Annotated in this window: 27 protein-coding genes; 16 read left to right on the forward strand and 11 right to left on the reverse strand. The window is 72.1% G+C overall.

All coding sequences use genetic code 11. From position 1 onward, the window contains the following. Positions 1-82 precede the first annotated feature (82 nt). A complete protein-coding gene (locus DEJ29_RS05775) occupies positions 83-1282 on the forward strand; it encodes an amidohydrolase (protein ID WP_111094708.1) in 1200 nt (399 codons plus the stop codon). A gap of 88 nt (positions 1283-1370) precedes the next feature. On the opposite strand, the gene DEJ29_RS05780 is transcribed toward DEJ29_RS05775, so the two are convergent. Further along, a complete protein-coding gene (locus tag DEJ29_RS05780; RefSeq protein ID WP_111094707.1) occupies positions 1371-2261 on the reverse strand; it encodes an aminodeoxychorismate lyase in 891 nt (296 codons plus the stop codon). A gap of 19 nt (positions 2262-2280) precedes the next feature. Then, a complete protein-coding gene (locus tag DEJ29_RS05785; protein WP_111038858.1) occupies positions 2281-2631 on the reverse strand; it encodes a tryptophan synthase subunit alpha in 351 nt (116 codons plus the stop codon). A 64-nt stretch (positions 2632-2695) separates the two neighbouring features. Between DEJ29_RS05785 and DEJ29_RS05790 the strand changes: the two genes are divergently transcribed. Beyond that, a complete protein-coding gene (locus DEJ29_RS05790) occupies positions 2696-3220 on the forward strand; it encodes an 8-oxo-dGTP diphosphatase (protein WP_181438160.1) in 525 nt (174 codons plus the stop codon). Between the two features lie 10 nt (positions 3221-3230). On the opposite strand, the gene DEJ29_RS05795 is transcribed toward DEJ29_RS05790, so the two are convergent. The 3 genes from DEJ29_RS05795 to DEJ29_RS05805 form a co-directional block, all read right to left on the reverse strand. Continuing rightward, positions 3231-3518 (reverse strand): hypothetical protein, encoded by a 288-nt coding sequence (locus DEJ29_RS05795; protein WP_027464737.1) that lies wholly within the window; start codon positions 3516-3518, stop codon positions 3231-3233. Between the two features lie 158 nt (positions 3519-3676). Then, positions 3677-5107 carry an ABC transporter permease gene (locus tag DEJ29_RS05800; RefSeq protein WP_111094705.1) on the reverse strand — a complete coding sequence of 477 codons (1431 nt, stop codon included), beginning with the start codon at positions 5105-5107 and terminating at the stop codon, positions 3677-3679. 52 nt (positions 5108-5159) lie between these two features. Continuing rightward, positions 5160-6848 carry a cation:proton antiporter gene (locus DEJ29_RS05805; RefSeq protein ID WP_111094704.1) on the reverse strand — a complete coding sequence of 563 codons (1689 nt, stop codon included), beginning with the start codon at positions 6846-6848 and terminating at the stop codon, positions 5160-5162. Between the two features lie 115 nt (positions 6849-6963). Between DEJ29_RS05805 and DEJ29_RS05810 the strand changes: the two genes are divergently transcribed. The 3 genes from DEJ29_RS05810 to DEJ29_RS05820 all read left to right on the forward strand — a co-directional run bounded on the left by DEJ29_RS05810 (position 6964) and on the right by DEJ29_RS05820 (position 10650). Continuing rightward, positions 6964-8220: an inorganic phosphate transporter gene (locus tag DEJ29_RS05810; RefSeq protein ID WP_035807670.1), complete on the forward strand. Its 1257-nt coding sequence runs from the start codon at positions 6964-6966 to the stop codon at positions 8218-8220. Further along, the gene (locus DEJ29_RS05815; protein ID WP_111094703.1) at positions 8220-8516 is read left to right on the forward strand and encodes a hypothetical protein; all 297 of its coding nucleotides are present in this window, start codon (positions 8220-8222) and stop codon (positions 8514-8516) included. The genes DEJ29_RS05810 and DEJ29_RS05815 overlap by 1 nt, the downstream gene beginning before the upstream one ends. 673 nt (positions 8517-9189) lie before the next feature. Next, positions 9190-10650: an aspartate ammonia-lyase gene (locus DEJ29_RS05820; RefSeq protein ID WP_258367025.1), complete on the forward strand. Its 1461-nt coding sequence runs from the start codon at positions 9190-9192 to the stop codon at positions 10648-10650. 51 nt (positions 10651-10701) lie between these two features. Here the strand turns inward: DEJ29_RS05820 and DEJ29_RS05825 are convergent, their stop codons facing one another. Both DEJ29_RS05825 and DEJ29_RS05830 read right to left on the reverse strand, forming a co-directional pair. Further along, complete coding sequence (locus DEJ29_RS05825) at positions 10702-11787, reverse strand: YihY/virulence factor BrkB family protein (RefSeq protein WP_111094702.1); 1086 nt, start codon at positions 11785-11787, stop codon at positions 10702-10704. A gap of 191 nt (positions 11788-11978) precedes the next feature. After that, positions 11979-13298 (reverse strand): MFS transporter, encoded by a 1320-nt coding sequence (locus DEJ29_RS05830; protein ID WP_111094701.1) that lies wholly within the window; start codon positions 13296-13298, stop codon positions 11979-11981. A gap of 69 nt (positions 13299-13367) precedes the next feature. Between DEJ29_RS05830 and DEJ29_RS05835 the strand changes: the two genes are divergently transcribed. The 3 genes from DEJ29_RS05835 (at position 13368) to DEJ29_RS05845 (ending at position 16897) form a co-directional block, all read left to right on the forward strand. Further along, entirely contained in the window at positions 13368-13739 is a 372-nt protein-coding gene (locus DEJ29_RS05835) for an FKBP-type peptidyl-prolyl cis-trans isomerase (RefSeq protein ID WP_173035534.1), read from the forward strand. Continuing rightward, positions 13739-14575: an aldo/keto reductase gene (locus DEJ29_RS05840; RefSeq protein WP_111094700.1), complete on the forward strand. Its 837-nt coding sequence runs from the start codon at positions 13739-13741 to the stop codon at positions 14573-14575. The genes DEJ29_RS05835 and DEJ29_RS05840 overlap by 1 nt, the downstream gene beginning before the upstream one ends. Positions 14576-14653: 78 nt before the next feature. Beyond that, complete coding sequence (locus tag DEJ29_RS05845) at positions 14654-16897, forward strand: HelD family protein (protein WP_258375922.1); 2244 nt, start codon at positions 14654-14656, stop codon at positions 16895-16897. A 150-nt stretch (positions 16898-17047) separates the two neighbouring features. On the opposite strand, the gene DEJ29_RS05850 is transcribed toward DEJ29_RS05845, so the two are convergent. Genes DEJ29_RS05850 through DEJ29_RS05860 form a run of 3 tightly spaced genes read right to left on the reverse strand, consistent with a single transcriptional unit; the run spans position 17048 to position 19531 of the window. After that, positions 17048-17317, reverse strand: a complete 270-nt coding sequence (locus DEJ29_RS05850; protein ID WP_111094698.1) for a protealysin inhibitor emfourin — start codon at positions 17315-17317, stop codon at positions 17048-17050. 29 nt (positions 17318-17346) lie between these two features. Next, complete coding sequence (locus tag DEJ29_RS05855) at positions 17347-18396, reverse strand: M4 family metallopeptidase (protein ID WP_111094697.1); 1050 nt, start codon at positions 18394-18396, stop codon at positions 17347-17349. Between the two features lie 58 nt (positions 18397-18454). Beyond that, entirely contained in the window at positions 18455-19531 is a 1077-nt protein-coding gene (locus tag DEJ29_RS05860) for a glycoside hydrolase family 6 protein (protein WP_146250689.1), read from the reverse strand. Between the two features lie 182 nt (positions 19532-19713). On the opposite strand from DEJ29_RS05860, the gene DEJ29_RS05865 reads away from it, so the two are divergent. The 8 genes from DEJ29_RS05865 to DEJ29_RS05900 all read left to right on the forward strand — a co-directional run bounded on the left by DEJ29_RS05865 (position 19714) and on the right by DEJ29_RS05900 (position 25042). Next, complete coding sequence (locus DEJ29_RS05865; protein WP_084741173.1) at positions 19714-20163, forward strand: VanZ family protein; 450 nt, start codon at positions 19714-19716, stop codon at positions 20161-20163. Positions 20164-20263: 100 nt separating this feature from the next. Further along, a complete protein-coding gene (gene rpsO / locus DEJ29_RS05870) occupies positions 20264-20533 on the forward strand; it encodes a 30S ribosomal protein S15 (RefSeq protein WP_017885935.1) in 270 nt (89 codons plus the stop codon). Positions 20534-20856: 323 nt separating this feature from the next. Then, the gene (locus DEJ29_RS05875; protein ID WP_071245007.1) at positions 20857-21474 is read left to right on the forward strand and encodes a CE1759 family FMN reductase; all 618 of its coding nucleotides are present in this window, start codon (positions 20857-20859) and stop codon (positions 21472-21474) included. 134 nt (positions 21475-21608) lie between these two features. Further along, entirely contained in the window at positions 21609-21941 is a 333-nt protein-coding gene (locus DEJ29_RS05880; RefSeq protein ID WP_146237708.1) for a hypothetical protein, read from the forward strand. Next, complete coding sequence (locus DEJ29_RS05885) at positions 21938-22900, forward strand: FAD:protein FMN transferase (protein WP_111094695.1); 963 nt, start codon at positions 21938-21940, stop codon at positions 22898-22900. Before DEJ29_RS05880 ends, DEJ29_RS05885 begins: the two co-directional genes overlap by 4 nt. Next, positions 22900-23457 carry a ferric reductase-like transmembrane domain-containing protein gene (locus tag DEJ29_RS05890; RefSeq protein WP_111094694.1) on the forward strand — a complete coding sequence of 186 codons (558 nt, stop codon included), beginning with the start codon at positions 22900-22902 and terminating at the stop codon, positions 23455-23457. The genes DEJ29_RS05885 and DEJ29_RS05890 overlap by 1 nt, the downstream gene beginning before the upstream one ends. Next, positions 23454-24719, forward strand: a complete 1266-nt coding sequence (locus DEJ29_RS05895) for an NADH-ubiquinone oxidoreductase-F iron-sulfur binding region domain-containing protein (protein WP_111094693.1) — start codon at positions 23454-23456, stop codon at positions 24717-24719. Before DEJ29_RS05890 ends, DEJ29_RS05895 begins: the two co-directional genes overlap by 4 nt. Beyond that, entirely contained in the window at positions 24716-25042 is a 327-nt protein-coding gene (locus DEJ29_RS05900; protein ID WP_284174134.1) for a ferredoxin, read from the forward strand. Before DEJ29_RS05895 ends, DEJ29_RS05900 begins: the two co-directional genes overlap by 4 nt. A gap of 34 nt (positions 25043-25076) precedes the next feature. Here DEJ29_RS05900 and DEJ29_RS05905 read toward each other — a convergent pair whose 3' ends face one another. Then, the gene (locus DEJ29_RS05905) at positions 25077-26294 is read right to left on the reverse strand and encodes a coiled-coil domain-containing protein (protein WP_111046605.1); all 1218 of its coding nucleotides are present in this window, start codon (positions 26292-26294) and stop codon (positions 25077-25079) included. Positions 26295-26447: the final 153 nt, after the last annotated feature.

Below are 26447 nucleotides of genomic sequence, written 5' to 3' on the forward strand. Positions count from 1 at the left end.
CCGACCCCCCCCGGCCCCGCCGCGCGCGCCCGTGCGACGGCGCGCCCGCCCGCGCACCGCGCCCCCGCGTACCGTTGGTGCCATGAGCAACTCCTTCGCGATCACCGGTGCCCACGTCGTCCCCGTCTCCGCTCCAGCCTTCGACGGCGGCGCGGTCGTCGTCGAGGACGGCCGGATCACCGCGATCGGTCCGGACGTCTCCCCGCCCGAGGGGATGACGGTCATCGACGCCGCGGGTTCGTGGCTCGTCCCCGGCTTCGTCGAGGCGCACGGCCACGTCGGCATCCACGAGGAGGCCAACGGCGAGGCCGGCAACGACACGAACGAGATGACCGCCCCGAACATGGCCGGCGTCCGCGCGATCGACGCGATCGACATCGACGACGAGGGCTTCCGGGACGCCCTGGCCGGCGGGATCACGAGCATCGTCGTCAAGCCCGGCTCCGGCAACCCGATCGGCGGGCAGAGCGTCGCCATCAAGACCTGGGGCGGCCGGACGATCGACGAGCAGCTCATCTCCGACTCGGTCAGTGTGAAGAGCGCCCTCGGCGAGAACCCGAAGCGCGTCTACGGCGGCAAGGGCCAGACGCCCTCGACCCGGCTCGGCGTCGCGAAGATCATCCGTGACGCCTTCGTGGAGGCGCAGAACTACAAGGCCGCCCGCGACGCCGCAGCCGCGAAGGACGAGCCGTTCGCCCGCGACCTGACGAAGGAGACGCTCGTCCGGGTGCTCGACGGCGAGCTCGTCTGGGACCAGCACACCCACCGCCACGACGACATCGCCACCGCGATCCGCCTGTCCGAGGAGTTCGGCTACCGCCTCGTCGTGAACCACGGCACCGAGGCGCACAAGATCGCCGACGTGCTGGCCGCCAAGGACATCCCGGTCATCTACGGCCCGCTCTTCACCAACCGCTCGAAGGTCGAGCTCCGCGACCGCGGCATCCCGAACCTCGCCACCATCGCGGCCGCCGGGGTCCGGGTCGCCATCACGACGGACGCGCCGGTCGTGCCGATCAACATGCTCGTCGACCAGGCGACCGCCGCCGTGAAGGAGGGCCTGCCCGCCCAGACCGCACTCGAGGCGCTCACCGTCAACCCGGCCGAGTTCCTCGGGTTCGGGGACCGCGTCGGTCGGCTGGCCGAGGGCTACGACGCCGACCTCGTGCTCTGGGACGGCGATCCGCTCGACGCGACCAGCCGCGCGACGCGCGTCTGGATCGACGGCAAGCCCGTCTTCACGTGGACCGACGGAGCGGGCGTCACCACCCCGCGCTGGTAGCGGGTGCAGAGCCGGGAGGCCCGGATCGCGACGTGCCTGCGGGTCGCGATCCGGGCCTCCAGGCCGTTGCGCCGGGGGCGCCGCGTGCTCAGACCTCGCGCGCCAGCAGGAAGTCGTTGATGCGCGTCGTGAGCTCGGCGTCGATCGGACGCGCGTCGCCGTTCACCGAACGGATCGGCGCAGCCTGCCGCACGCTCGACACGAGCCAGAGCGCGTCCGCCGCTGCCAGGTCGGCGAGGGTGACGAGTTCGTAGGCGGTCTCGATGCCCTCCTGCTCGGCGAAGCGGAACACGTCGGCCTGCGTCGTGCCGGCCAGGATCCCGATGTCGGTGCGGGGCGTGACGAGCCGGTCGCCGACCTTCATGATCAGGTTGGCGCGCGTGCCCTCGAGCACGTATCCGTCGCTCGAGACGAACAGGGCGTCGTCGGCGCCGCGGCGGACGGCTTCGCGCAGGGCGGCCATGTTGACGCCGTACGACAGCGTCTTCGCGCCCTGCAGCAGCCACGGCGAGGTGCGCTCGACGTCGTGCCGGTACCCGCGGTCCAGGACCACGACGGAGATGCCCTCGGTACGTGCGGCCGTGGAGTCGCCCGACGGCGCGGCGTAGACCCACCCGGTCGGGCGGTCGGTGCCCTCGACGCCACGGGTCAGGACGGTCTTGGCGAAGGCCTCCCGCACCGGGTCGAGGCGGGCGCAGACGGCCTCGATGGCCTGGCGCCAGGCCTCCGGGTCGGGCGAGGGCAGGTCGAGCATCGCGGCGGAGCGGCCGAAGCGGGCGAGGTGCGCCTCGAGGGCCTGGGGCCGACCGTCGATCACCGTGATCGTCTCGAACACGCCGTCGCCGCGCGTGACGCCGAGGTCCTGCACCTGCACGTGCTCCTCGAGCGGCTTCGCCCAGGTGAAGGCGTCCGCCGCGGGGTCGTGCGGCGCAGCGTCGCGGGAGGGCTGGTTGAGGACGGCGAGCACGGTTTCGGTCATGCGTCCATCCAACCGCAGCTCAGCCGGCTTCGGGCAGCGCGCCCAGCAGCTTCCACACGGCGGGCGTCAGCTCGGGGTGCTGCAGCGCGATCCGGCGCAGCCGGTGGTACTCCTCGCCCAGCTTGGTGCCCTGCCCGGACGCCGGGTGGCTCGACCACTGTGCGTGCCGCTTGCCGATCGCCTCGTCCAGGTCGACGGCGTCCGCGCGCAGGATCAGCACGACCTGCTCGTCGACGGTGGGGAGCGTCGGCATGAACTCCCACGGGTCCTCACCCTGACGGCTCCGGTGCTCGACGAGCATCGAGATCTCCTCGGCGGCCTCGGCGCGCAGCACTTCGAGGCTGCGCCCGGTCCTGCGGGGCTCAGCCATGGTGCCCCCGCAGCACGCCTGCCATGGGAAAAGCGTACGACACTCCATCGGTCACACTGGACGCGTGACCCTTCGCGACGAGAGCAAGTCCCAGCATCCCCGGGTGGTGGTCGTGTACCTGCTGCGCGACGGCGAGGCAGGCCCCGAGGTCCTGCTGGGGGAGAAGCGCCGCGGCCTCGGCACGGGCCGTCTGGTCGGCCCCGGCGGCAAGCGCGAGCCCGGCGAGTCGGCGGTCGAGACCGCCGTGCGCGAGGTGCGTGAAGAGGTCGGCCTGCGGATCGACGCGGTCGACCTGGAGGCCCGTGGCACGTTGGACTACCGGTTCCCGTACCGACCGTCCTGGTCCCAGGTCTCGGACGTCTTCGTCTGCCGCCGCTGGCAGGGAGACCCGTCGGGCTCCGACGAACTGGAGCCGCGGTGGATCCCCGTCGACACCGTCCCGTACGACGCCATGTGGGACGACGCCCGGTACTGGTTGCCGGGGGTGCTCGCGGGCGGCAGCGTCCGCGCGCGGTTCACGTTCGCCGAGGACGACGCGACCGTCGCCGGGTTCACCGGGACGGGTGTCGGCGTCGGCGTGGAAGACTAGGTGCTGGCTGCTAGCGCGGCTGCTGGGTGCGGGTGCTGCCGGTGCGCGCTTCCTCGGCGGCGGCCATGACGTCGGCGTCGCCGCTCCGGCCACCCAGGGGCCGCACGAAGAAGTCGATGATGCCGACGACGATCGCGCCGATCATCGAGAACATCGCCCACCCCACGAACAGCCCGGCGGTGCCGCGGCCGTCGGCGGGCGCGAGCAGGACGCTCGCGGCGTAGAAGCCGACCGTCAGCACGAGGAACACGACGACGACGGTGATGAGGACGCGGTGCCAGGTGATGCGCGGGTTCATCCGATCAGGATACGCGTCAGCGGTACCGCACCGGTGCGCGTGCCGGCACGGATGATGCGCGCGCATCGTGCGACAGAGCACGCGTCGTTCGACTGGCGCATCGTCGCAACATGCGCACGCACTCGGTCTGCGGGAGCGGTGCGATCGTCAGGAACGAGCTACCGGTCCGCGGGACGCTGCACGGCGATGCGACCGGTCGGTGTCGCGTCCGGCTCGAGGCCGTCGCGACCGCCGGTGAAGACGTCACCGCCGGTGCGCTCGTCCTCCCAGGCGTCGTCCCGCAGCACGCTCAGGGTGCCGGTCTCGGTGGAGGTCAGGCCGTGGCGCGCGAGCTCGGCGTCGCGCTGCCCGCCGAGGAACTCGCGGTTGGCGGTGTTGGCGTCCTGGAACATCGTGGTCCGGCCGGTGACGATCGCGCGGATCCGTCGGCGCTCCCACCACTTCTTGCCGAAGTACATCAGCACCAGGCCGGCCGTGGCGTAGCAGGCCATCGTGATCAGGCCGCGGGCCGGGCCGGGGCCGACGCCGTAGACCTGGTGCTTGATCATGTCGACCATGCTCGAGCCGACGACGACGTTGTTCAGCCAGGCGAAGGGCTCGGGCATGAACCACTTCGGGTAGGCGCCGCCGGACGACGGCATGGACAGGAAGACGAAGCAGATCATCGCGGGTGCGGCGATGAACCGGCCGACGAAGTAGCTCAGGCCGTTCACCGCCAGGCCGATCGCCACGATCCAGCCCCAGGCGATGAGCACGAGCTGGATCCAGTGCCCGTGGATGGCGCCGAGCACGGGCCCGGCGAGGGTGTTCGTGATGAGCGAGATGACCAGGCCGCCGACCACGATGACCGTCATCCGGGTGCGGTGCCGGAGCGGGCCGCCCATGATGCCGATGAACATCGCGACCATGTAGCCGCCGATGCACCACGCGAGCATGACGTACATCGCGACGGTGCCGTACTCGTCCCAAGCGGGCAGGGGTGCGAGCTCGGTGACCTTCGGGGTCGCCACGCCCAGGCCGGTCAGTACCGCGGTGAGGGTGGCCGGGACGAGGCTCGCGACCTGGAACTGGTGCGCGCTCGCCTTGAAGAACTCGTTCGCGGCGGGGTCGTACGCGACCGCCATGGAGCCGCCGACCACGTCACGCTTCGCCTGCGCGAGCGAGTCGTACGTGTGGAACACGAACTCGCCCGGCAACGCCTGCTGCACCGCCTGCACGAACGCCGGGTCGCTGCCGATCAGCGCGATCGGGACGTCGTGCGGGTGCGGGGCATGGAACGCGAAGACGTAGCACAGGCAGAACCCGACGATGAAGAACAGCGGCATCCAGAGCTGCAGGCCGATCAGCTGCAGCGACGGGTGCAGGGTCGAGTACCACCGGCGGTAGGCGCCGTGCTGCTGGGGCGCGGGTACCGGAGCCTGTCGCCGGGGGCCCGAACGCGTGTGCCCGGCGACCTTGCCACCACGACGCGGCTTGGTCCCACGTGCGGAGGGCCGGGTCCCGCGCGGCTTCGGCGGCGTGGGACGGGAACCGCCGGGGCGCTCCGGTCCGTCGTCGTTCCTGGGGACGTCGTTCCGCGGCGTGCTCACTCGGCGCTCTGCTCCTGCTCTCGATCGGAGCGCCAGGATACGCCCGGGGTACTCAGGAGCGACTGCGCGACGCCTGCGCCGAGTCCATGGCGAGTTCTTCCGCGTCGAGGGTCACGAGCACGCGGCGCATGACCTCCTCGTCGAGGTTCCCCTTCTCCCGCTCCTCGAGCACGATCTCGCGGCGGCGGTCGAGGAGCTCGCGTCGGATGTCCTGGATCTGCGAGCCCCGGAGGCGCAGTGCGACGTTCCGCCCCTCGTCCTCTTCTTCCTCGGCGTCCTGACGGAACGTCTCGGCCTGGCGCTCCAGCCGCGCCTTCAGCCGGTTCACCACCGAGTCGACGGCCTCCGAGCCGAACTGCTTCGCCCACGCCGGACGCCGCTTCTCGAGCAGCTCGATCGCGGCCTCGGTGGTGCGCTGGTTGAGCCGCATCTCGCTGCGCACGTCCTCCTCGCCCTCGGCCGGGTCCTGCACCTTGAGCGCGCGGATGACGAACGGCAGGGTGAGTCCCTGCAGCAGCAGGGTGCCGACGGTGACGAAGAAGGCGATGATGAAGATCGTGTCCTGTGCCGGGATCTGTGTCGGGCTGGCCACGACCGACACCGCTGCGGCCAGGGTCACCACACCGCGCATGCCCGTCCAGGAGATGACGGTGAGCTCCCGCCAGTTGAGCTTCGGCTCCGCGGAACCGCGCATCCACCGCAGCGAGGGGTGCCCGCGGGACAGCTTGATCCGCAGTGGCCGGAGCCACTTCCCGTTGATGCGGTTGCGCGCGTAGGACTCGAACACGAACAGCGGTCGCACCAGGATCACGACGACGAGCACGACGGCCGCGGCGGTGAGCGTCTGCCCGAGGCTCCGCTCGCTGTCGACCAGGTCCTGCACGACGGTGTTGAGCTGCAGGCCGATGAGCGCGAACACGAAGCCCTCGAGGATGACGTCGATGCTCGTCCAGAGCGGACGTTCCTGCAGGCGGGTGGCGTAGCCCTCCTTCGGCGAGTTGTAGCCGATGTACAGGCCGGCCGTGACGACCGCGATGACGCCGGAGCCGGACAGGTCCTCGGCGAGGATGTACGCGACGAAGGGCAGCAGGATGCTCATGATCGTCTCGACCACGGGGTCGTTGATGCGCATCCGGATCCAGTGCACGACGACACCGAGGACGATGCCGACGACCAGACCGACGCCGATCGCCAGGCCGAAGATGCCGAGGTCCTGCCAGATGGTCAGCGACGTGCCCGCGATGATGAGCGTGAACACCCGCACCAGGGTCAGCGAGGCCGCGTCGTTGATCAGGCTCTCGCCGGACAGCACGGTCATGACGCGGCGGGGGAGTCCGAGCTTCCGGCCGATCGCGGCGGCGGACACCGCGTCCGGCGGGGCGACGATCGCGCCGAGCAGGATCGCCGCGGGCAGCGTCATGTCCGGGATGAGCAGGTACGCCACCCCGCCGACGACCAGGGCGGTGACGATCACCAGGAAGATGCCGAGCCGTCGGATCTGCTTGATCGAGCCGCGGAAGCTCTGCCACGACACGTCGAGGGCCGCCGAGTAGAGCAGCGGCGGCAGGATCACCGTGAGGATGACCTCGGAGTCGATCTCCATCGGCGGCAGCCCGGGCAGGAACGAGGCGGCCAGGGCGACCGCCGTGACGAGCAGTGGAGCGGGGAGTCCCTTGGCCCGGGCGAACCCCGTCACCGCGAGCGATCCGATCAGCAGGATGAGGAGCTCAGCGGTGTCCATGGACGTATTCTCCCATCGGCATGGTTCCGAAGCTGAACGAGTGTGAAGCTGCGGTGAACAACAGGTTGCCGATCAGGTTTGCTCGAAGGGCCGACGCCTGGGACACTTGCCCGCGGTGGACATCACACTCATAGTCGTCCTGGTCATCGCGTTGGCCCTCTTCTTCGACTTCACAAACGGTTTTCACGACACCGCCAACGCGATGGCGACCCCGATCGCGACCGGCGCCATGAAGCCCAAGGTGGCGGTCACCGTCGCTGCGGTGCTCAACCTGGTCGGTGCGTTCCTCAGCACCGCCGTGGCGACGTCGATCTCGCACGGGTTGATCAACGAGGGGCCCGGTGGCGTCGCCATCAGCCCCGAGATGATCTTCGCGGGCCTGATCGGGGCAGTCGTCTGGAACATGATCACGTGGCTCCGCGGGCTGCCGTCGTCGTCGTCGCACGCGCTGTTCGGCGGGCTCATCGGTGCCGCGATCGTCGGTGCCGGGTTCCAGTCGGTCAACTACGTCGCGCTGCTGACGGTGGTGATCATCCCGGCGTTCGCCTCGCCCGTGATCGCCGCGCTCGTGTCGTTCCTGTCGACGCGCATCGCGTACCGGATCACGAAGCGTCCGGTGTTCCCGAACGAGCGCGGCGGGTTCCGCATCGGGCAGGTCTTCACCAGCTCGATGGTGTCCCTGGCGCACGGCACCAACGACGCGCAGAAGACGATGGGTGTCATCACGCTGACCCTCATCGCCTCGGGCGCGCAGTCGTCGAACCAGGGCGTGCAGTTCTGGGTCGTCGTCGCCTGTGCCCTCGCGATCGCCCTCGGCACCTACACGGGCGGTTGGCGCATCATCCGCACCCTCGGATCGGGCATCACCGAGATCCGTGCGACGCAGGGCTTCGCCGCCGAGGCCTCGACCGCCGCGACGATCCTCGCCTCCAGCCACCTCGGCTTCGCACTGTCGACCACGCAGGTGTCCTCGGGCTCGATCATCGGTGCCGGTCTCGGCCGCCGCGGCTCGAAGATCCAGTGGTCGACCGCCGGCAAGATCGTCATCGCCTGGTTCATCACCCTGCCCGCGGCCGCCGCGGTCGGTGCGGTCGCTTCGGGCATCGCCCGCCTCGGCGTCATCGGGCTCGTGCTCGACGCCGTGATCGGCGCCGTCGTGATCCTCGGCCTGTACCTGTGGTCGCTCCGCAAGCCGCACGAGCAGGCCTCCGCGATCGAGGTCGACGTCGCCGCGAACGCGGTCCTGACCCGCAAGGAGCTGCGTGACATGCAGCGCAAGAAGCGTGCCGACGCGGTCGCCCAGCGTCGCGCCGAACTGAGCCGCGAGCGCACGCTCCGTCGCATGGCGGCCCGCAAGGGAGGCCGTCGCTGATGGGCATCGACTGGTTTGCATTCCTCACCGTGGCGCTCGTCGCCGTGGTCTCGTCGTGCTTCGTCGTCGCCGTGTACTCGGTCGGCCTCCGTCTCTGGAGCGCCGCCGACACCCGCGAAGGCAAGTTCACCGTGAAGGAGGACGGCACGATCGGCCCGGCCACCGCCGGCTTCCCGAACCCCGCTGGAGCCTCGGCGGCCGCACGTGGGCTCCGTGCCGCGGCCATCGCGTGCTTCGTCGTGTGCGCCGCCGTCGTGCTCTACGGCATCTACCTCATCGTCCCGCAGTTCCACTGACGCGCGCGCTCACCGCGTGAGCAGAAGACGCCGGGTCGCCCCTCGTGACCCGGCGTCTTCTGCTTACTCGTCGTGCGTTCCCCGCGACCGCGGGGCGGACGGGAGGCCCGTGGCGGCCTGGCACCGGGCCTCCAGTCCGTCGCGGCGCGAGCGGGCGAAATGCCGCCGCGCGTCGCGAAGGCGACCCCGGCATTCCGCCCGCTCGCGCTGGCGGCGCGCTTGGTGAGCAGAAGATGTCGCGTCCCGCAGCGCGACCCGACATCTTCTGCTCACGAAGCGACGGGAGGCGCCCGCGGCGCGAGCGGGCGAAATGCCCGCGTGCGCGCTTCCGCCGACCCCGCCATTTCGCCCGCTCGCGTCCGGGGCGCGACCGCCGGCGGACGGGAGGCCCGTGGCGGCCTGGCACCGGGCCTCCAGGCCGTCGCGGGCGAGCGGGCGAAATGCCGCCGTGCGTCGCGAAGGCGACCACGCCATTTCGCCCGCTCGCGCTGGCGGCGCGCTTGGTGAGCAGAAGATGTCGAGTCCCGCAGCGCGAGCCGACATCTTCTGCTCACGAAGCGACGGGAGGCCCGTGGGCGGCACGCCGCCCGCTCCGCCCAGCCCCGGCGCGTTCTCGGACCGGCCGGACGGACGGGACTAGCCTCGACGTGTGACCGGCAACGAGGAGGCACCTGTGACGACGACGACGCGGACCGAGAGCGACTCGCTGGGATCACGGGAGGTCCCGAACGACGCGTACTGGGGCATCAACACGTTGCGGGCACTCGAGAACTTCCCGATCACTTCCGTACCGATCGCCGTGTACCCGGACCTCATCGAGGCGCTCGTCACCGTGAAGCAGGCGGCCGCGCGGGCGAACCGGGCGATCGGTGTCCTCGACGAAGAGCGCGCCGACGCGATCGACCGTGCAGCGCAGGAAGTCCGCGACGGAGCACTCCGCGAGCAGTTCGTCGTCGACGTCGTGCAGGGCGGCGCCGGGACGAGCACGAACATGAACACGAACGAGGTGCTCGCGAACCGGGCACTCGAACTCCTCGGGCGGGAGCGGGGCGACTACGCGTACCTGCACCCGATCGACCACGTGAACCGCAGCCAGTCCACGAACGACACGTACCCGACGAGCATCAAGATCGCGATGATCTTCGGGGTCCGTCGTCTGATCGTGCAGCTCGAGGAGCTCTCCGCGGCGTTCGCCGAGCGGGGCCGCGCCTTCGCCGACGTGCTGAAGGTGGGCCGGACGCAGCTGCAGGACGCCGTGCCGATGACCCTCGGGCAGGAGTTCACCGGGTTCTCGCACACGATCCAGGAGGACGCGGACCTGCTCCGCAAGGTGATGCCGCTGCTCGCCGAGATGAACCTCGGCGCGACGGCGATCGGCACCGGGATCACCGCGGACCCGCTCTACCGCGACGAGGTCCGCCGACAGCTGCAGGAGGCGAGCGGCATCGACGTCGTCACCGCCCCCGACCTCATCGAGGCGACGAGCGACGCCGGTGCGTTCATGACCCTGTCCGGCACCGTGAAGCGCAGCGCCGCGAAGCTCTCGAAGATCTGCAACGACCTGCGGCTGCTGTCGTCCGGTCCGCAGGCGGGCCTCGGCGAGATCACGTTGCCGGCTCGCCAGGCCGGCTCGTCGATCATGCCGGGCAAGGTCAACCCGGTGATCCCCGAGGTCGTGAACCAGATCGCCTACGCGGTCGCGGGGGCGGACACCACCGTGACGATGGCGGCGGAGAGCGGGCAGCTGCAGCTCAACGCCTTCGAGCCGATCATCGCCCACTCGATCCTGCAGTCGCTGCAGTGGATGTCCCGCGGCTGTGCGACCCTGCGCGAGCACTGCGTCGTCGGCATCGAGGCGAACGAGGCGAAGCTCGCAGCCCAGGTCGACACGAACGTCGGCGTCGTCACCGCGCTGACGCCGTACATCGGGTACGCGGCGGCTGCGTCGATCGCGCACACGGCGCTGACCACCTCGACGCCGATCTCGACGCTCGTCGTGGCCGCGGGCCTGATGGAGGAGGACCAGGTCATGCGCGTGCTCAGCCCGGCACGGCTGTCGGGCATCGAGCTGGCGACGGGTGCGATCCCGATCATCACCGAGGAGATGCTGGACGCCGAGGCGCGCAAGCGCTGACGCGGGGCGTCCGCGCCCCAAGAACGCAAGCACCGCACGCACACACGCCCGTCAGGGCAGCGGTCGCTCGCCCACCCGCACCTGCTGCGCCAGCGCCCGCAGGTGCTCCTCGTTCGGGGTCAGCTCGGCGTCCTCTTCCTCGGCGACCCGCGCGGCCTCGGCCCGGACGTGCTGGGCGGCCGCGATGTCCTGGTCCCGCCAGCGCGCGAGCGTGAAGTTCCGCGTGACGTCCCGCAGCGGCAGCCGGATCGACTCGTCCGCCTCGATGCCGGCGAGCAGCTGCCGCATCCGGATCACCTCGGAGTCGAGCTCCCCGCCGACCACGAGCACGAAGTTCGAGATGTACAGGTACACGAGCAGCAGGATCGCGCCACCGAGCCACCCGTAGGCGCGGTTCCCGCCACCGAGGGTCTCCACGTAGAGGGCGAACCCCACCGTGGCGATGGCCCAGGTCACGATCGCGAACGCGGCACCGGCCGACACCCACCGCAGCTGCGGGGTCTTCACGTTCGGCGTCGCGTAGTAGAGCACCGCCACCATCACGACGAGGTCGGCTGCCAGCACGGGCCACTTCACCACGTTCCACACGTCGTCGATCCAGGGCGCCCACCCGAGCTGCCGGATCACGGCCTCGGAGATCGTCGGCGTCCCGAGCAGGATGACGATGGCGACGGCACCGCCGACCATGACGAGCAGCGTGACGAGGAGCATCATGCTGCGGAACTTCCAGATCCGCCGGCCCTCCTCGACCTCGTAGGCGGTGTTCATCGCCCGCCCGAACGCCGTCGCGTAGCCGGACAGCGACCAGAGCGTCAGCACGACGCCGATCGTGAACCCGAGCCACGGGTTGTCCAGGGTCAGCAGCTGCCGGAGCGGCCCCTCGAGGTGCTCGGCGGTCTCCGGCCGGACGATGAACCCGAGGACCTCGACGATGTCGGTCAGGCTGTCGCCCTTGCGGTCGACGATCGACAGCGCCGACACGACCGCCAGCGCGGTCGGGAACACCGTCAGCAGCGCGAAGAAGGTCAGCGACGCGGCCGCGTCGACGACGCGGTGCCGGATGACCGAGTGGTAGGTGCGCCGGACGACGGCGCGGACTCCCGTCCGCTGGAGGTCGCGCGATGCGCTGTCCGGCATGTGTCGTACGGTACCCGACACGTGACGGCCTGGAGGCGCGTGGCGGGCCCGCCCCGGGCCTCCCGTCCGCCCTTCGGTCGCGTCGCGAGCTCCTGCAAGACACCGGTGTTCACGCTCCGCACCGCGGAACGCGGGTGTTCGACGTGCGAACACCGGTGTCTTGCGGACCCGCACTCGACCGCGGCCCGCGGTCAGTTGGCGTGGGGGTGCAGGGCGTCGTAGCGGCGGAACGAGGGGACCATCCGGAGCAGCAGCGCGACGAGGCCGATGATCAGCACGCCGCCGATGACCGGCGGGTACGCGATGCCGGCCGCGACGACCAGGCCCGCGTACAGGTCGCCGAGCCGCGGGCCGCCCGTGACCACGACGATGAAGATGCCCTGCAGCCGACCGCGCATGCCGTCCGGCGACGCCGCCTGCAGGATCGTGTTCCGGAACACCGAGCTGACGTTGTCCGCGCCACCGGCCATCGCCAGGAACAGCGCCGCGAGCCCGAGTGCCGGCAGGATCTCGACCCCGAACGCCTCGCCCGAGCGCCCGCCGAGCACGTGCGCCAGCGCGATGACCACACCGAACGCCGCGATCGCGCCGCCGTACGCCGTGATGGCCCAGCCGACGGCCTCACCCTGGCGTCGGACGTGCCCGAGCGGCCCGGAGAACACGCTCGACAGCAGCGCCCCGATCGCGTACGCGGCGGTCAGGGTACCGACGGTGATCGACCCACCGCCGATGACGAGCGCGCCGATCGCAGGGAACAGCACACGCGGTTGCCCGAAGGTCATCGCGATGATGTCGAGCACGAACGTCATCGTGATGTTGCGTGACCGCCGCAGGAACTTCGCGCCCTCGATGAGTGAGCCGAGCCCTGGCCGCAGTGCATCGTGGTCGGCGGCCATCCGGGGCAGCGTGAACACCCCGAGGAACGCGAACGTGAACAGCACGACGTCGATCGTGTACGTCGGCGCGAACCCGACGCTCGCGATGAGCACGCCGGCGATCGCCGGACCCACGGTGACCTGGAACCCGGACGCGATCCCGCCCAGGGCGCTCGCCGCGGGCAGCAGGTCGGTGCCGACGAGCCGCGGGACGATGGCCGAGCGGGAGGCGTTGCTGACGGTCGCCGCCACGGCGTTCACCGTCGCGAGCACGTAGAGCAGTGCGACGCTGTGCAGGTCGAGCCAGGCGTGCGTGGCGATCAGGGCGACGGCGACCCACGCGATGATCGACGACACGAGCGCGACGAGGCGCCGGTCGAAGGCGTCCGCGAGCATGCCGCCGTACAGGCCGGCGACGATCATCGGCACGAGCGCGATGACACCGACCAGGGCCACGGCGAAGGTCGAGCGGGTGATCTCGTAGACCTCGAGCCCGACGGCGACGGTGGTCATCTGGGTGCCGATGCCGGCGATCGCCGTGCCGGCCCAGAGCCGAGCGAAGGCGGGGGAGCGGCGGAGCGGGGTGAGGTCGGCGAGCAGGCGGCGGCGCGGCGGTGCGGGAGTCGATGGTGTCACGGTGGAACCATTCTGCGGGCTGGACGCTCGTTGCGCGTGCCCGGTGCGCGCTCTGGTTGACTGATCGGCATGACTGACCTGAACAGCAAGCCCGAGTTCGACGCCCCCGAGGGCCCCGCCCCCACCGAGCTCGTCATCACCGACATCGTCGAGGGTTCCGGCGAGGAAGCGTCCGCCGGCTCGACCGTCAAGGTCCACTACGCCGGCGTCGAGTACGAGACCGGCGAGGAGTTCGACAGCTCCTGGAACCGCGGCGAGCCCATCGACTTCCCGCTCGCGGCCCTGGTGCGCGGCTGGCAGGAGGGCATCCCCGGCATGAAGGTCGGCGGACGCCGCAAGCTCGTCGTCCCGCCGGAGCTCGCCTACGGCCCCGCCGGTGGTGGCCACTTCCTGTCCGGCAAGACCCTCATCTTCGTGATCGACCTGCTCGGGGTCCGCTGATGCAGGTCGGTGCCCCGACGATCGAGCTGAACGACGGCCACCGGTTCCCGGAGCTCGGCCTCGGCACCTACGGCCTGAACGGCGACGAGGGCGCTGCCGCGGTCGGCACCGCCATCGCGAGCGGCTACCGGCTGCTCGACACGGCGCTGAACTACGGCAACGAGGACGCCGTCGGCACGGCCGTCCACGAGTCCGAGGTGGCGCGCGAGGACCTCGTCGTCACCTCGAAGCTGCCCGGCCGGCACCACGGCTACGACGAGGCGCACCGCTCGATCGACGAGACCCTCGGCAACCTGGGGCTCGACCACGTCGACCTGTACCTGATCCACTGGCCGAACCCGTCGGTGGACAAGTTCGTCGACACCTGGAAGGCGTTCGTCGACCTCCGCGACAGCGGCAAGGTCCGCTCGATCGGCGTCTCGAACTTCACGCCGGAGCACCTGCGCCGCATCGTCGACGCCACCGGGGTCGCCCCGGCCGTCAACCAGGTGGAGCTGCACCCGTACTTCCCCCAGGCGGAACTGCGGAAGGTGCACCAGGAGCTCGGCATCGTGACCGAGAGCTGGAGCCCGCTCGCGAAGCGTTCGGAACTGCTCACCGAGCAGCCGATCGTCGACGCCGCCGCGGCGCACGGCGTGGCCCCCGGCCAGGTCGTCCTGCGCTGGCACGTCCAGCTCGGTGCCGTGCCGGTGCCGAAGTCGGGCGACGCCGCCCGCCAGAAGGAGAACCTCGACGTCTTCGGCTTCGAGCTGACCGACGACGAGGTGCAGGCGATCTCCGCGCTCGAGCGCGGTCGTCTGTGGGACGGCGACCCGGACACGCACGAAGAGATGTGACTCCGACGCGACCCTTCGGGGACAGCGGGGCTCCCAGTGGGCAGTACACTGGTTCCCCCTCTTCCCGAAGGGTTGCGTGTGTCCGAACCGACCGAGATCGACCGTGAACGCGGCTACGTCGACGGCCTCTTCCGTCGTCTCGACGAGCTGACCGCCGAGGCCGAACAGCGCCTCGCCGAGACCCGCCGACAGGCGGTCGGCGGGAACCACCAGAGCCGCAGCGAGCGCGACGCGTACGCGCGGCTCTACGAGGACACCGTCGCGACGCTCGAGCGGGTGGGGGACCGTCTGGTCTTCGGCCGGCTCGAGGTCGCCGAGCCCGACAGCCCAGACGACACCTTCCGGTACATCGGCCGTGTGGGGCTGCGCGACGCCGAGCACCGGCCGCTGCTGCTCGACTGGCGCGTCCCCGGTGCGAGCGCCTTCTACCAGGCCACCGCCGCGCACCCGATGGGCATGCGCTCCCGTCGGCACCTGTCCCTGCAGGGCCGTCGCGTGGTCGGCGTCGAGGACGAGGTGTTCGACGCCTCGCTCTACGACGACGAGCGCACCCACCTGCAGGGTGAAGGGGCGCTGCTCGCCGCGGTGACCGCCGAGCGCACCGGCCGGATGACCGACATCGTCGCGACGATCCAGGGTGAGCAGGACCGCATCATCCGCTCTCCGCTCGAGGGCGTGCTCATCGTGCAGGGCGGCCCCGGCACCGGCAAGACCGCCGTGGCGCTGCACCGGGCCGCCTACCTGCTCTACTCGTACCGCGAGCGGCTGCGGGGCTCCGGCGTGCTCATGGTCGGTCCGTCCCCGGCGTTCCTGACGTACATCGAGCAGGTGCTCCCGTCGCTCGGCGAGACCGGTGTCGTGATGGCGTCGCTCGGCTCGCTCTACCCGGGCGTGCACGCGACGACGCACGACACCCGCGACGTCGCTGCCGCGAAGGGCGCCGCGCAGATGGCGTCACTGCTGCGCCGGGCCGTGCGCTCGCGCCAGGTCGTGCCGACCGACTCGGTCACGCTCGACATCGAGGGCGAGCGGCTCGTCGTGCCGCCCCAGCTCGTCGCCGACGCCATGAAGCGTGCGCAGGACCGCGGCAAGCCGCACAACGCCGCCCGCGTCACGTTCAACAAGACCGCCCTCGACGCGATGACCCGCCTGCTCGCCGAGCAGCTGCGGGAGCGTGGTACCACGGTGGACGAGGCCGACGAGAAGGTCCTGCGCGAGGACATCCGGAGCTCGTACGACGCCCGCGTGCTGCTCAACACCGCGTGGTTGCCGCTGCCGCCGGAGAAGTTCCTCGAGGACCTCTACGCCCGGCCGAACTGGCTCGCCTCGCTCACCCCCGACTGGACCCCGGAGCGCCGAGCCCTGCTGCAGCGCGCCCGCGGCACGGCCTGGACCGTCGAGGACGTCCCCCTGCTCGACGAGGCCGCCGAACTGCTCGGCCCGTTCGACCCGACCGGCGGCGCCGCCAAGCGCGCGGCGAAGGCCAGCCGGAACCGCGACATCGAGAACGCCCGCCAGGCCATCGAGAACATGGGTGTCGAGGGCATCGTCAGCGCCGAGCAGGTCGCCGGCTCGTTCGCCGAGGGCGGCGACCCCCGCTCCACCGCCGAGCGCGCCGCCGACGACCGCGAGTGGACCTACGGGCACATCGTCGTCGACGAGGCGCAGGAGCTCTCGCCGATGCAGTGGCGCGTGCTCGCCCGCCGCAACCCGCTGCGCTCCTTCACGATCGTCGGCGACATGGCGCAGGGCTCCTCGCCGGGTGCCGCACGCACCTGGGACGACGTCATCGGGGCGCTCGCGCGTCGCCGACGCGGCCGTGCGCCGCAGGTGCCGCTCGACCACCGCATCGAGCAGCTCACGGTGAACTACCGCACCCCGCGCTCCATCGTCGAGGCCGCCGGGGCCTTCGCGGACAGCGCCGGCCTCACGGTCACCCGCAACGAGGCCGTTCGCGACGGTGACCCCGTCGAGCGCGTCCGCGTCGCCCGGGCCGACCTGCTCGACACCGTCGTGGCGGTCGCCGACGCCGAGCGTGCCCGGATCGGCTCCGGCACCATCGGCGTCATCGTCCCCGAGGCCCAGGTCGACACGGTCCGGCAGCGGCTCGCCCGCACCGAGGCGGACGTCCGGGGGCTCGCCTCGCCGAACGCCGGCTCGCTCACGGTGCTGACAGGGGCGGACGCCAAGGGCCTGGAGTTCGACGGCGTGCTGCTCGTCGACCCGGACGGCGTGGGTGCCGACGCCGCCCGTGCCGCCGCCGCGGTGTACGTCGCGATGACGCGTCCGACCCGTCGCCTGACGGTCATCGACGTCGACTGACGGTCGTGCGCGCGTCCCCGCGCGCTTCATGAGCAGGAACGGTCGGCTCCGTCGGTCCCACGCGACCGTTCCTGCGCACGATCGGTGGGTGGTGGCGTCCCCGCGGGGCGGACGGGAGGCCCGGTGCGGGCCCGCCACGGGCCTCCCGGCTCAGGTCGTGTCGCCTTCGGACCGCACCCGCGCGACCAGGTCGGCCCACGGACCGTCGAGGCGGCGACCCGGGATCGTCACGGTGGTGCGCTCGACGGTGATCGTCCAGCTGAAGTCGTCGGGGACGGGCGGTGCCGTCGGTGCCGGGGTGCGCCGCAGCGCGTCGACGACGTCGGACCACGCCGTGGGGTCGCTGCTCGTGTCGGTGTCGACCCGCCAGCGCCGTGTGGTGCCGGCGAAGCCCCCGGAGCGGCGGACCTCGATGCGCATGCCCTCGACGCTACGCCCGGGTGGCCTGCTCAGTCGAGCACGCCCACCTGCTGCCAGGCCTGACGGACCGCGGTCTGCTCGGCGGAACCGTCCCCGAACCGCCGCCCGGCCGCGTCGACGGTGACGGTCGCGAACCCCGCGAAGTCGATCGAGGCGGTCACCTCGGCCGACGTCAGGGCGTCCCACCAGACGGCGCCGGCACCCAGCCACGCGGGGCCGCCGATGGCCGTGGCCGTCAGGAAGAATGCGTGGTTCGGGATGCCGGAGTTCGTGTGGACCCCGCCGGCGTCGTCCGTGGTGACGACGAAACCGGCCATGGTCGCCGGCTGCGGGTCCTTCCCGAGCACCGGGTCGTCGTACGCGGTGCCTGGGGCCCGCATCGACCGGAGCGCGTCGCCCTGCACGGCGTCGGTGAACAGCCCCTCGCCGATGAGCCAGCTCGCCTGCTCCGCCGTCTGCCCCGCCGCGTACTGGGCGACCAGGGAACCGAAGACGTCGCTGATCGACTCGTTGAGGGCGCCCGACTGGCCCTGGTAGGTCAGGTCGGCGGTGTACTGCGTGACGCCGTGCGCGAGCTCGTGGCCGATGACGTCGAGCGCGACGGTGAAGCGGCGGAACACCTCGTCGTCGCCGTCGCCGAACACCATCCGGTTGCCGTCCCAGTAGGCGTTGTCGTAGTCCTGGCCGTAGTGCACGGTCGCGTCGAGGGGGAGTCCGGCGCCGTCGATCGACACCCGGTCGAACACCTCGAGCCAGAAGGCGTGCGTGGCGCCGAGGCCCGCGTACGCCTCGTCGACCGCGGCGTCACCGGAGTCGGCGTCGCCCTCGCGCCGGACGACGGTGCCGGGCAGCGTCGTGGTGCCGTGCGCGTCGGTGATCGTCCGCTGCGGGGAGCGGTCGACGGCGCCGCTGACGCTGCGCGGTGCGACCAGGTGCGCGTGCTTCGGCGCCTGCACGGCGTCGAGCGAGGCCAGTGCGGTGTGTGCCGCCGAGGCCGCCCGTGGGAACGCATCGGCGTCGGCGACGGCGCGGAGCAAGTAGGGCGGGACGACGGAGCGGATGCGGTCGGTCGCGGTCATGCGCACATGCAACCACCGGGCACCGACACGGCCCTGCGCGGGCCGTCTTGCGGCGTCGTCAGTCGCGCTTGCGGTGCTCGACGAGGGCCAGCGCGTACGACTCCCACCACTGGCCGGCCGCGGGGCCGCCGTTGCAGGTGCCGTCGCTGAGCCCGGGCGTCTTCACCCAGAGCAGGGCGTCGAGCCGGGTGCTGCCGCCGGTGACGTGCGGCTCCTGGCCGAGGCCGGCGCCCTCGGGGTTGCACCAGGTGCCCCGCCACCCCTGCCCGTTGCGGGAGACGTCGATGACGAAGTGCGGGTCGCCGCCGATCGCGTCGGCGAGCTCGTCGGCGTACGCGCGCTCCTGGTCGACCCGGTAGAAGTTCGACACGTTCGTGAAGAAGCCCTGCACCTCGTCGACGCCGGCCTGCCGCAGCCAGTCGGCCATGGTGGCGGTCGGCACACGGTTCTCGTTGCCGCCGTCCAGGTACACGGTGAGCCCGTGGCCGGTCAGGGCGTCGACGGCCTTCCGCAGCAGGGGCAGGCGTTCGTCGCGCAGCCGCTCGCAGTTCTGGACCTGGGCGATCGAGTCGGGTTCGACGAGCACGACCGCGTGCGAACCGGCCATCGCCCGGACGGCGGACCGGACCCACGGCAGGTAGGCGTCGTCCTCGGTGCCGCCCTTCGAGTAGCTGCCGCAGTCACGGTCCGGGATGTTGTAGAGGACGAACACGGGGGTGCCACCGCGTTGCTCGGCCGTGCTGACCACCGACCGGATCGTGGAGCGGGTCTCGGCCCGCGAGGTGTTCGTCAGCCACGTCGCGATCGGCTGGTCGGCGATCACCGCGATCTGCTCGGCGGTCTGGGTGTCACCGTCGGCACGGGCCTGGCGCTCGCGGAGGCCGGCCTGGTTCACGGCGGTCGGCTGGCGCGCGAGCCCGCCCGGGAACGCCTCGGCCGCGGACTTCCGCTCGGCGACGCTGCGGCCGCTCGGGGTACGGTCACCGTCCGGCTGGCCGCCGTTCCACGGGCCGACGACCACGAGGGTCGTGACGACCGCGGCGACGACGACGGCCGCAGCCGCGATCCACCCCCACTGCCGCAGGCCGCCGGTGCGGTTGCGGCGTGGGGTGCTGGGTGCCTCGTGCTCCGGCATGCTGCGGTGCTCCTGATCTGACCGTGCGGTGTCGGTGGTGCGGGCACCGATCGCGCCCGGACCCATGCTGACAGGTGCGGGGGAGTCATGACCAGCGCCGATCCGCGATCGCCCAGGTGTCGTACCGACGGCTGACAGGAGCGCTCCAGCGACCGCGCAGGACCGTGCAGCACACTGTGCGGATGTTCCGTCGACTCCTCCTCCTCGCCCTGACCGCGGGCTACGCCTGGGTGATCTGGCGGATGACGCTGACCCCGCAGGTCTTCACCTCGGCCCAGAACTCCCTCGTGCTGCACGCGATCGCCTGGGTGCAGCAGCTGCCGCACGGTGCCTGGTTCACGTACGAGCGCACCGAGTTCCTCGCCAACATCGCGATGTTCGTGCCCGTGGGGATGCTCGCGGCGCTGTGGCTGCCCCGGCGCTGGTGGATCCTCGGCGCGCTCGTCGCGGTCGCCCTGTCCACGGGCATCGAGTTCGCGCAGGCCACCTACCTGCCGTACCGCGTCGCGGACCCGCGCGACGTGCTGTCGAACGGCCTCGGCGGTCTGCTCGGCGCCACGCTGGTCGGACTCGTCCGCAGTCTGCTGCCGGAGCGTCGCCGCCGACGCCGTCTGCACCCCAGGACCGCCTAGGACTCTGGTAGTCTTGTGCGGTTGCCGTCGAACGGCCGCGGACAAAGAGCGCTCGCGCATCAGGCACGGGCACCGCGCAACGGACAGGAAGGGGATCACCATGGCACTTGACGCACAGGTCAAGCAGGAGATCATCGAAGAGTACGCGACCCACCCGGGCGACACCGGATCCCCCGAGGTCCAGGTCGCCGTTCTGACGCGTCGTATCAACGACCTGAACGAGCACCTCAAGGAGCACAAGCACGACCACCACTCGCGTCGTGGCCTGCTCCTCATGGTCGGTCAGCGTCGCCGTCTCCTCGGCTACCTCTCCGACGTCGACATCGCCCGCTACCGCACGCTCATCGAGCGCCTCGGCCTGCGTCGCTAGTCGACCGACACACGCTTGACCGAACGCCCCGGTCCTCTTCGTGAGGACCGGGGCGTTCTTCGTTCCGCGGGGCGTTCGACGCTCGGCGGGGCCCCGCTCCGGCCGCACTCCGTCCTCGGTCGGTCACGACACGTCGCCCGCGCTCGTCCAGCGGTCACGACTCGTCGGCCACCACGGCCCCACTCGACACTTCATGACCGATCGGCGGCCGGCGCGCGGGGAGTCGTGACCGATCGGCACGCTGTTCGATGGCGGGAATGGTTGCGAGGGCAACCCGGTTGGATGCTATGTTCATGCAAACGCATCGAAAGTCGGGAAGCATCATGACCACCATCGCCGTCGTCTCCGCCGGACTCTCCGAGCCCAGCTCCACCCGCCTGCTCGCCGACCGCCTGGGCGAGGCCGCCGTCGCGTCGCTCGTCGCCGAGGGCACCCCGGCACACGTCGTGCACGTCGAACTCCGGCCGCTCGCGCACGAGATCACCGACGCGATGCTCACCGGCTTCGCAGCCCCGGCGCTCTCCGCAGCGATGGCCGCCGTGGTCGAGGCCGACGCCGTCGTGTTCGTCACGCCGATCTTCACCGCGGGCGTCAGCGGACTGGCGAAGTCGTTCCTGGACGTGCTCGACAAGGACTCGATGGCCGACATGCCCGTCCTGCTCGGGGCCACCGGCGGGACCTCGCGGCACTCCCTCGCGATCGACCACGCCCTCCGGCCCGTCTTCGCGTACCTGCGCGCGGCGATCGTGCCCACCGGGGTCTTCGCCGCGACCGACGACTGGGGGACCGACGGTGACGCGGCCGCCCTGGACGGTCGCATCCGCCGGGCCGGAGCCGACCTGGCCTGGGCGATCCGGGCCTCCAGGCGGGCCCCGCAGGAAGCCGATGCGCTCCCCGCGACCCCGGACTTCGCGAGCCTGCTCGGCGGCCTCGGCCACTGACCCGCGTCCCGCCGTCGTCGACGGGAGCACGTGCTCTTAGACGGACCACAGGGTTCGTACGGTCGGTGCGCGGCGGGTGCGCGGCTGGCTCATCGGTGCCCTCGGGAACCTCGTCGTGACGACGAGGAGCACCGATGGACACCAGAGGCAGCGGCAGGCGATCCGCACGGATCACGAGTGCGCTCGTCAGCGTGGGCGGGCTCGTGGTGGCGATGGTCACCGGTGCGGGGCTCTGGCTCGGGCACGAGCAGGCGAGCACGAGCACGAGCAGTGACACGAGCACGAGCAGCTCCAGCAGCAGCGAGTCCAGCAGCAGCGACTCGAGCAGCAGTACCGACACGAGCACCGACTCGTCGACCCAGCCGACCGACTCCGCCACGAGCGACTCCGGGACCAGCGACTCGGACACCGGGGTGTCGCAGGGCACCACCGGCGGGACCTCCGACACCACGACGACGGGGTCGTGACCGTGCGCGCCGCCACCGAGTGGGACCTCTGGACCACGACCGCCCGGGTCGTCCTCGACCACCGGGACCGTCGGCACCTCGCGGACGCGGAGTCCTGCGTCCGGCAGGTCACCTCCGCCGTCGACGCCGCGTGCAGCCGCTTCCGCGACGACTCCGAACTCACCGCACGCGCCGACGACCTCGTGCGTGGCACCGAGGTGTCGCCGCTCCTCGCCGCACTGGTGCAGCAGGCGCTCGACGCAGCCCGGCTCTCCGACGGTGACGTCGACCCCACCCTCGGGCGCCGGATGGTCTCCCTCGGGTACGACGCCGCCTTCGCCGACGCCCAGCCGGTCCCGTCGCCCGAGGCCCTGTCGCGTGCATGCGACGACCGTCCGGCGTGGCAGCGCATCCTGCTGTCGGGCACGTTCCTGCGCATCCCCGAGGGCGTCACCCTCGACCTCGGTGCCACGGCGAAGGCCGCTGCCGCCGACATGGCCGCGGCGAGCATCACCGCACGGCTCGGCATCGGGGCGCTGGTGTCCCTCGGCGGTGACGTCGCGACCGCCGGCCCGGATCCGTCCGGCGGCTGGCAGGTGCGGGTGGAGGACCTCGAGGGTGACCCGGTCGACCACGTCCGGATCGCCTCGGGGTGGTCCGTGGCGACCTCGAGCACGCAGAAGCGCCGCTGGGAGCAGGACGGCACCGCCCGGCACCACATCCTCGACCCCCGGTGGGGTCTGCCCGCCGAGCCGGTCTGGCGCACGGTGACCGTCGTCGCCCCGTCGTGCACCACCGCCAACACGATGACGACCGCCGCCGTGGTGCGCGGTCGCACCGCCGCCGAGTGGCTCCGGCAGAGCGGACGCGCCGCCCGGCTCGTCGCCGCCGACGGCACGGTCGTACGGCTCGGCGGCTGGCCCGACGACCAGGGCACCGACGGCCAGCGCGCCGACGACGACCGATCGGCGGTCGCCTGATGGACACCGCTCTCTGGGTGATCGGCCGGGGCTTCGGGGTCACCGCCGTCCTGCTCCTCACCCTCGCAGTGCTCCTCGGCATCGTCACCAGGAGCGGACGACCGCTGCCCGGGCTGCCCCGGTTCGCCGTGCAGCTCGTGCACCGGGACGTCGCCCTCGCCGCCACCGTGTTCGTCGCGGTGCACGTGGGTTCGCTGCTGCTCGACACCGAGGCTGAGCTGCGCCTCCTCGACACGGTCGTGCCGTTCGTCGGCGCCGACCGGTGGTTTTGGCTGGGGCTCGGCACCCTGGCCGTCGACCTGCTCGTCGTGCTCGTCGTCACCGCACTGCTCCGCCGTGTGATCGGGCCGCGGGCCTTCCGCGCCGTGCACTGGGCGGCCTACGCCATGTGGCCGATCGCCCTGGCCCACGCGGTCGGCACCGGGACCGACGGCACCTCCGCGTGGTTCCTCGTGCTCGCCGGCGTCTGCACCGCGGCCGTCGTCGGCGCCGTCGTCTGGCGCTGCACCGCCCGTGTCACCGAGTTCCGTTCCGCGAAGCTGGAGGTCGTCCGATGACCCTGACCCACCCCCGCACCGTCGTCCCACCCACCGGCACCCGACGGCTCCTGGCCGCACCCGGTCCGGCCCGCACCGACCACGAGGACACCTTCGGCCCGCTGCCGCAGCTCGGCCCGTGGCTGGTCGACGAACTCGGCCGCGCCGGCGTCGACGGCCGCGGCGGAGCCGGGTTCCCGCTCGCCCGGAAGCTCGCCGCCGTGACCGCGAATGGTCGACGTCGGGGTCGGGGTGCGCCCCTCGTGGTCGCGAACGCCGCCGACGGCGAACCCGCCAGCCGCAAGGACGCCGTCCTGCTCGAGCGCGCACCGCACCTGGTACTCGACGGCATCGTCGTCGCGGCCGCCGCGATCGGTGCCTCCGAGGCGGTGCTCGCCACGAGCGACCGACTCGCCGGTCCGGTCCGCCGGGCCCTCGCGGAACGCGCCGACCGCGGCGGCGACCCCGTGCCGATCAGCCTGCGGGTCCTGCCCCACGCCTCCTTCGTCTCCGGGGAGGCCAGCGCCCTCGCCTCGGCCGTCGCCGGTGGCCGGGGTGTGCCCGAGGACCGCGTGGTGCGGCTCGCCGAACGGGGCCCGAGCGGGCGACCGACCCTGGTGTCGAACGTCGAGACCCTCGCCCAGGCAGCACTCGTCGTGCGCTTCGGGGCGGCGTGGGCCCGGGGCGTCGGCAGCCCGAGTGCCCCCGGCACCCGGCTCGTCACGGTGAGCGACGTGACGGACCCGACCACCGCGGTGGTGCTGGAGACCGCCGGGGGTGCGCCGCTCGGGGAACTGCTGCGGGCCTCCCGGCTGCCCGTGACCGATCCGGCGCACACACGCGCCGTACTGGTCGGCGGATGGGGCGGGACGTGGCTGCCGGCCGCGGCCCTCGACACGTCGTTCGACCCCGAGGGACTGGCTCGGTGGGGTGCCGCGCCCGGGGCCGGGGTGCTCGCCGTGCTCGACGACCGGACCTGCCCGATCGCGGTGACGGCACGGCTGGCGGCGGCGCTCGCCGGAGCGTCGGCCGGACGGTGCGGACCCTGCGTGAACGGACTGCCGCGGATCGCCGACGTCGTCGGGGACCTGGCCTCGGGGCGAGCAGCGGGGGACCTGGCGGGCGAGGTGCGTCGGGTGGCCGCGCTGGTGGACGGTCGTGGGGCGTGTCACCACCCGGACGGGGTGGCGCGGATGGTGCGGAGCGCGCTCGACGTGTTCCACGACGACGTGCAGGCGCACCTCGGTGGCCGGTGCCTGCTGCGGCGCGGGGGTGCGTGGTGAGCGGGGGCGCGGGCGCAGGCGCGGGTGTCGTCTCGCTGCACGTCGACTGGACGCGCTGCCGGGGCCGGGGGTTGTGCACGGAACTGTTCGCCGAGCGGCTCGAGCGCGACGAGTGGGGCTACCCGATCGCCCGGGCCGGCACCCCCGGCGCCCGGGCCGGAGGCGACCCCGGCGATCCCGGTGTCCGGGCCGGCAACCCGGGCGACCCGGGCACCCCCGGTGCCGGCACCCGCGACGTCCCGGTCCGTCCGCACGAGCGGGCCGCTGCGGCCGACGCCGTCGCGATGTGCCCCCTGCAGGCGCTCCGACTGGTGGAGCGGTGAGCAGCCGGCGACCGGCGCCCGGCCGGCCCAGCGCTCAGTACCAGTGCGGGTTGACGCTCATCTCGTGGCCCCACGCCCCGCAGGGTGATCCGTAGGCGCTCTTGATGTACGCGAGCCCCCAGTCGATCTGCGTGTTCGCGTTGGTGCGCCAGTCGGCTCCGGCGACCGCCATCTTCTCGGCCGGCAGCGACTGCGGGATGCCGTAGGCGCCGCTCGAGGCGTTCAGGGCGTTGGCCCGCCACCCGGACTCCTGCGTCCAGAGCGACACCAGGCACGAGAACTGGTCGGAGCCCCACCCGTACGACCCGAGCGCGCTCCGTGCGTAGGCCTGCGCGGCCGCGGGGTCCACGGCGACGCCCCCGGTGCTCGGGTAGGACGAGCCGGTGCCGCCGCTGGTCGCGCCGCCGCTGGAAGCGCTGCTCCCGGCGTTCGCCGCGGCCGCGTTCGCCGCCGCCTCGGCCGCCGCCGCTGCGGCCCGCTTGCGCTGCTGCTCCGCCTTCTGCGCGGCGACCCGCTGGCCGAGTTCGTACCCGGCCTCCTGCTTCGCGGTGCTGTCCTTGAGCGACGCGAGCTGCGCGTACAGCTCGTCGCTGTGCTGCTCCGTCGACTCGACGGCGGCGTCCGCCGCCTGTTCCGCCGACTTCGCCGCGGCCGAGCGCTCCTCGGCCGCCTGCGCGCGCGTCGCGCGTTCCGTCTCGGCCCGCTCGGCCTGCTCGTGCAGCGACGACGCCGTGCCGGCCGCGACGGACGCGTCGTCCATGACGCCGGCCCAGGTCTCCGACAGCTGGTCGAGGGCGCCGAGCTGGTAGAGCAGCTGGTCCGGGTTCTTCGCGGTCGCGATGCGGGTGGTCATCTGGTTCGTGCTGCCGTCGCGGTACAGGTTCGCGGCCAGTTGGCCGGCCCGCTGCTGGGCCCGGTCCGCCGTCTCGCTCGCGTGCTGCGCCTGGGCCTGGAGGCTCGTGGCGGCCTGGGTGGCCGACGCCAACTCCGACTCGGCCGCGTCCGCCTTCGACGAGGCCACCAGGGCGGCCTGCGACTTCGCGGCTGCTTCGTCCTGCGCCGACTGCAGCGCCGCCTGCACCTTCTGCACCTCGGCGCGCTTCGCCGTCTCGTTGCCCTTGGCGCGCTGGACGTCCTGCCAGGTCGGGTACTCGGTGGCGTTCGCGGGGGCAGCGGTCAGGGCCGGGGCGACGAGCGCGCCGACGACCACGGCGGCCGCGACGAGCACGCCCCGCGAGGGGGTGAGGCGCATGTCGGCAGGCTACCGATGTTCACCAGGAGTCCAGCGAGCCGCGCCGCCGACAGCCTGAGGACTGGTAAAGTCCATCGTGTCCGAGGACTCATTCCCCGGACGTCACACACAACACTGCGCAGGCCGGGCACGGAGCTGGTCATCGGTGGTGGC

Source organism: Curtobacterium sp. MCPF17_021 (assembly GCF_003234605.2).
In the GTDB taxonomy this organism is placed as follows: domain Bacteria; phylum Actinomycetota; class Actinomycetes; order Actinomycetales; family Microbacteriaceae; genus Curtobacterium; species Curtobacterium flaccumfaciens.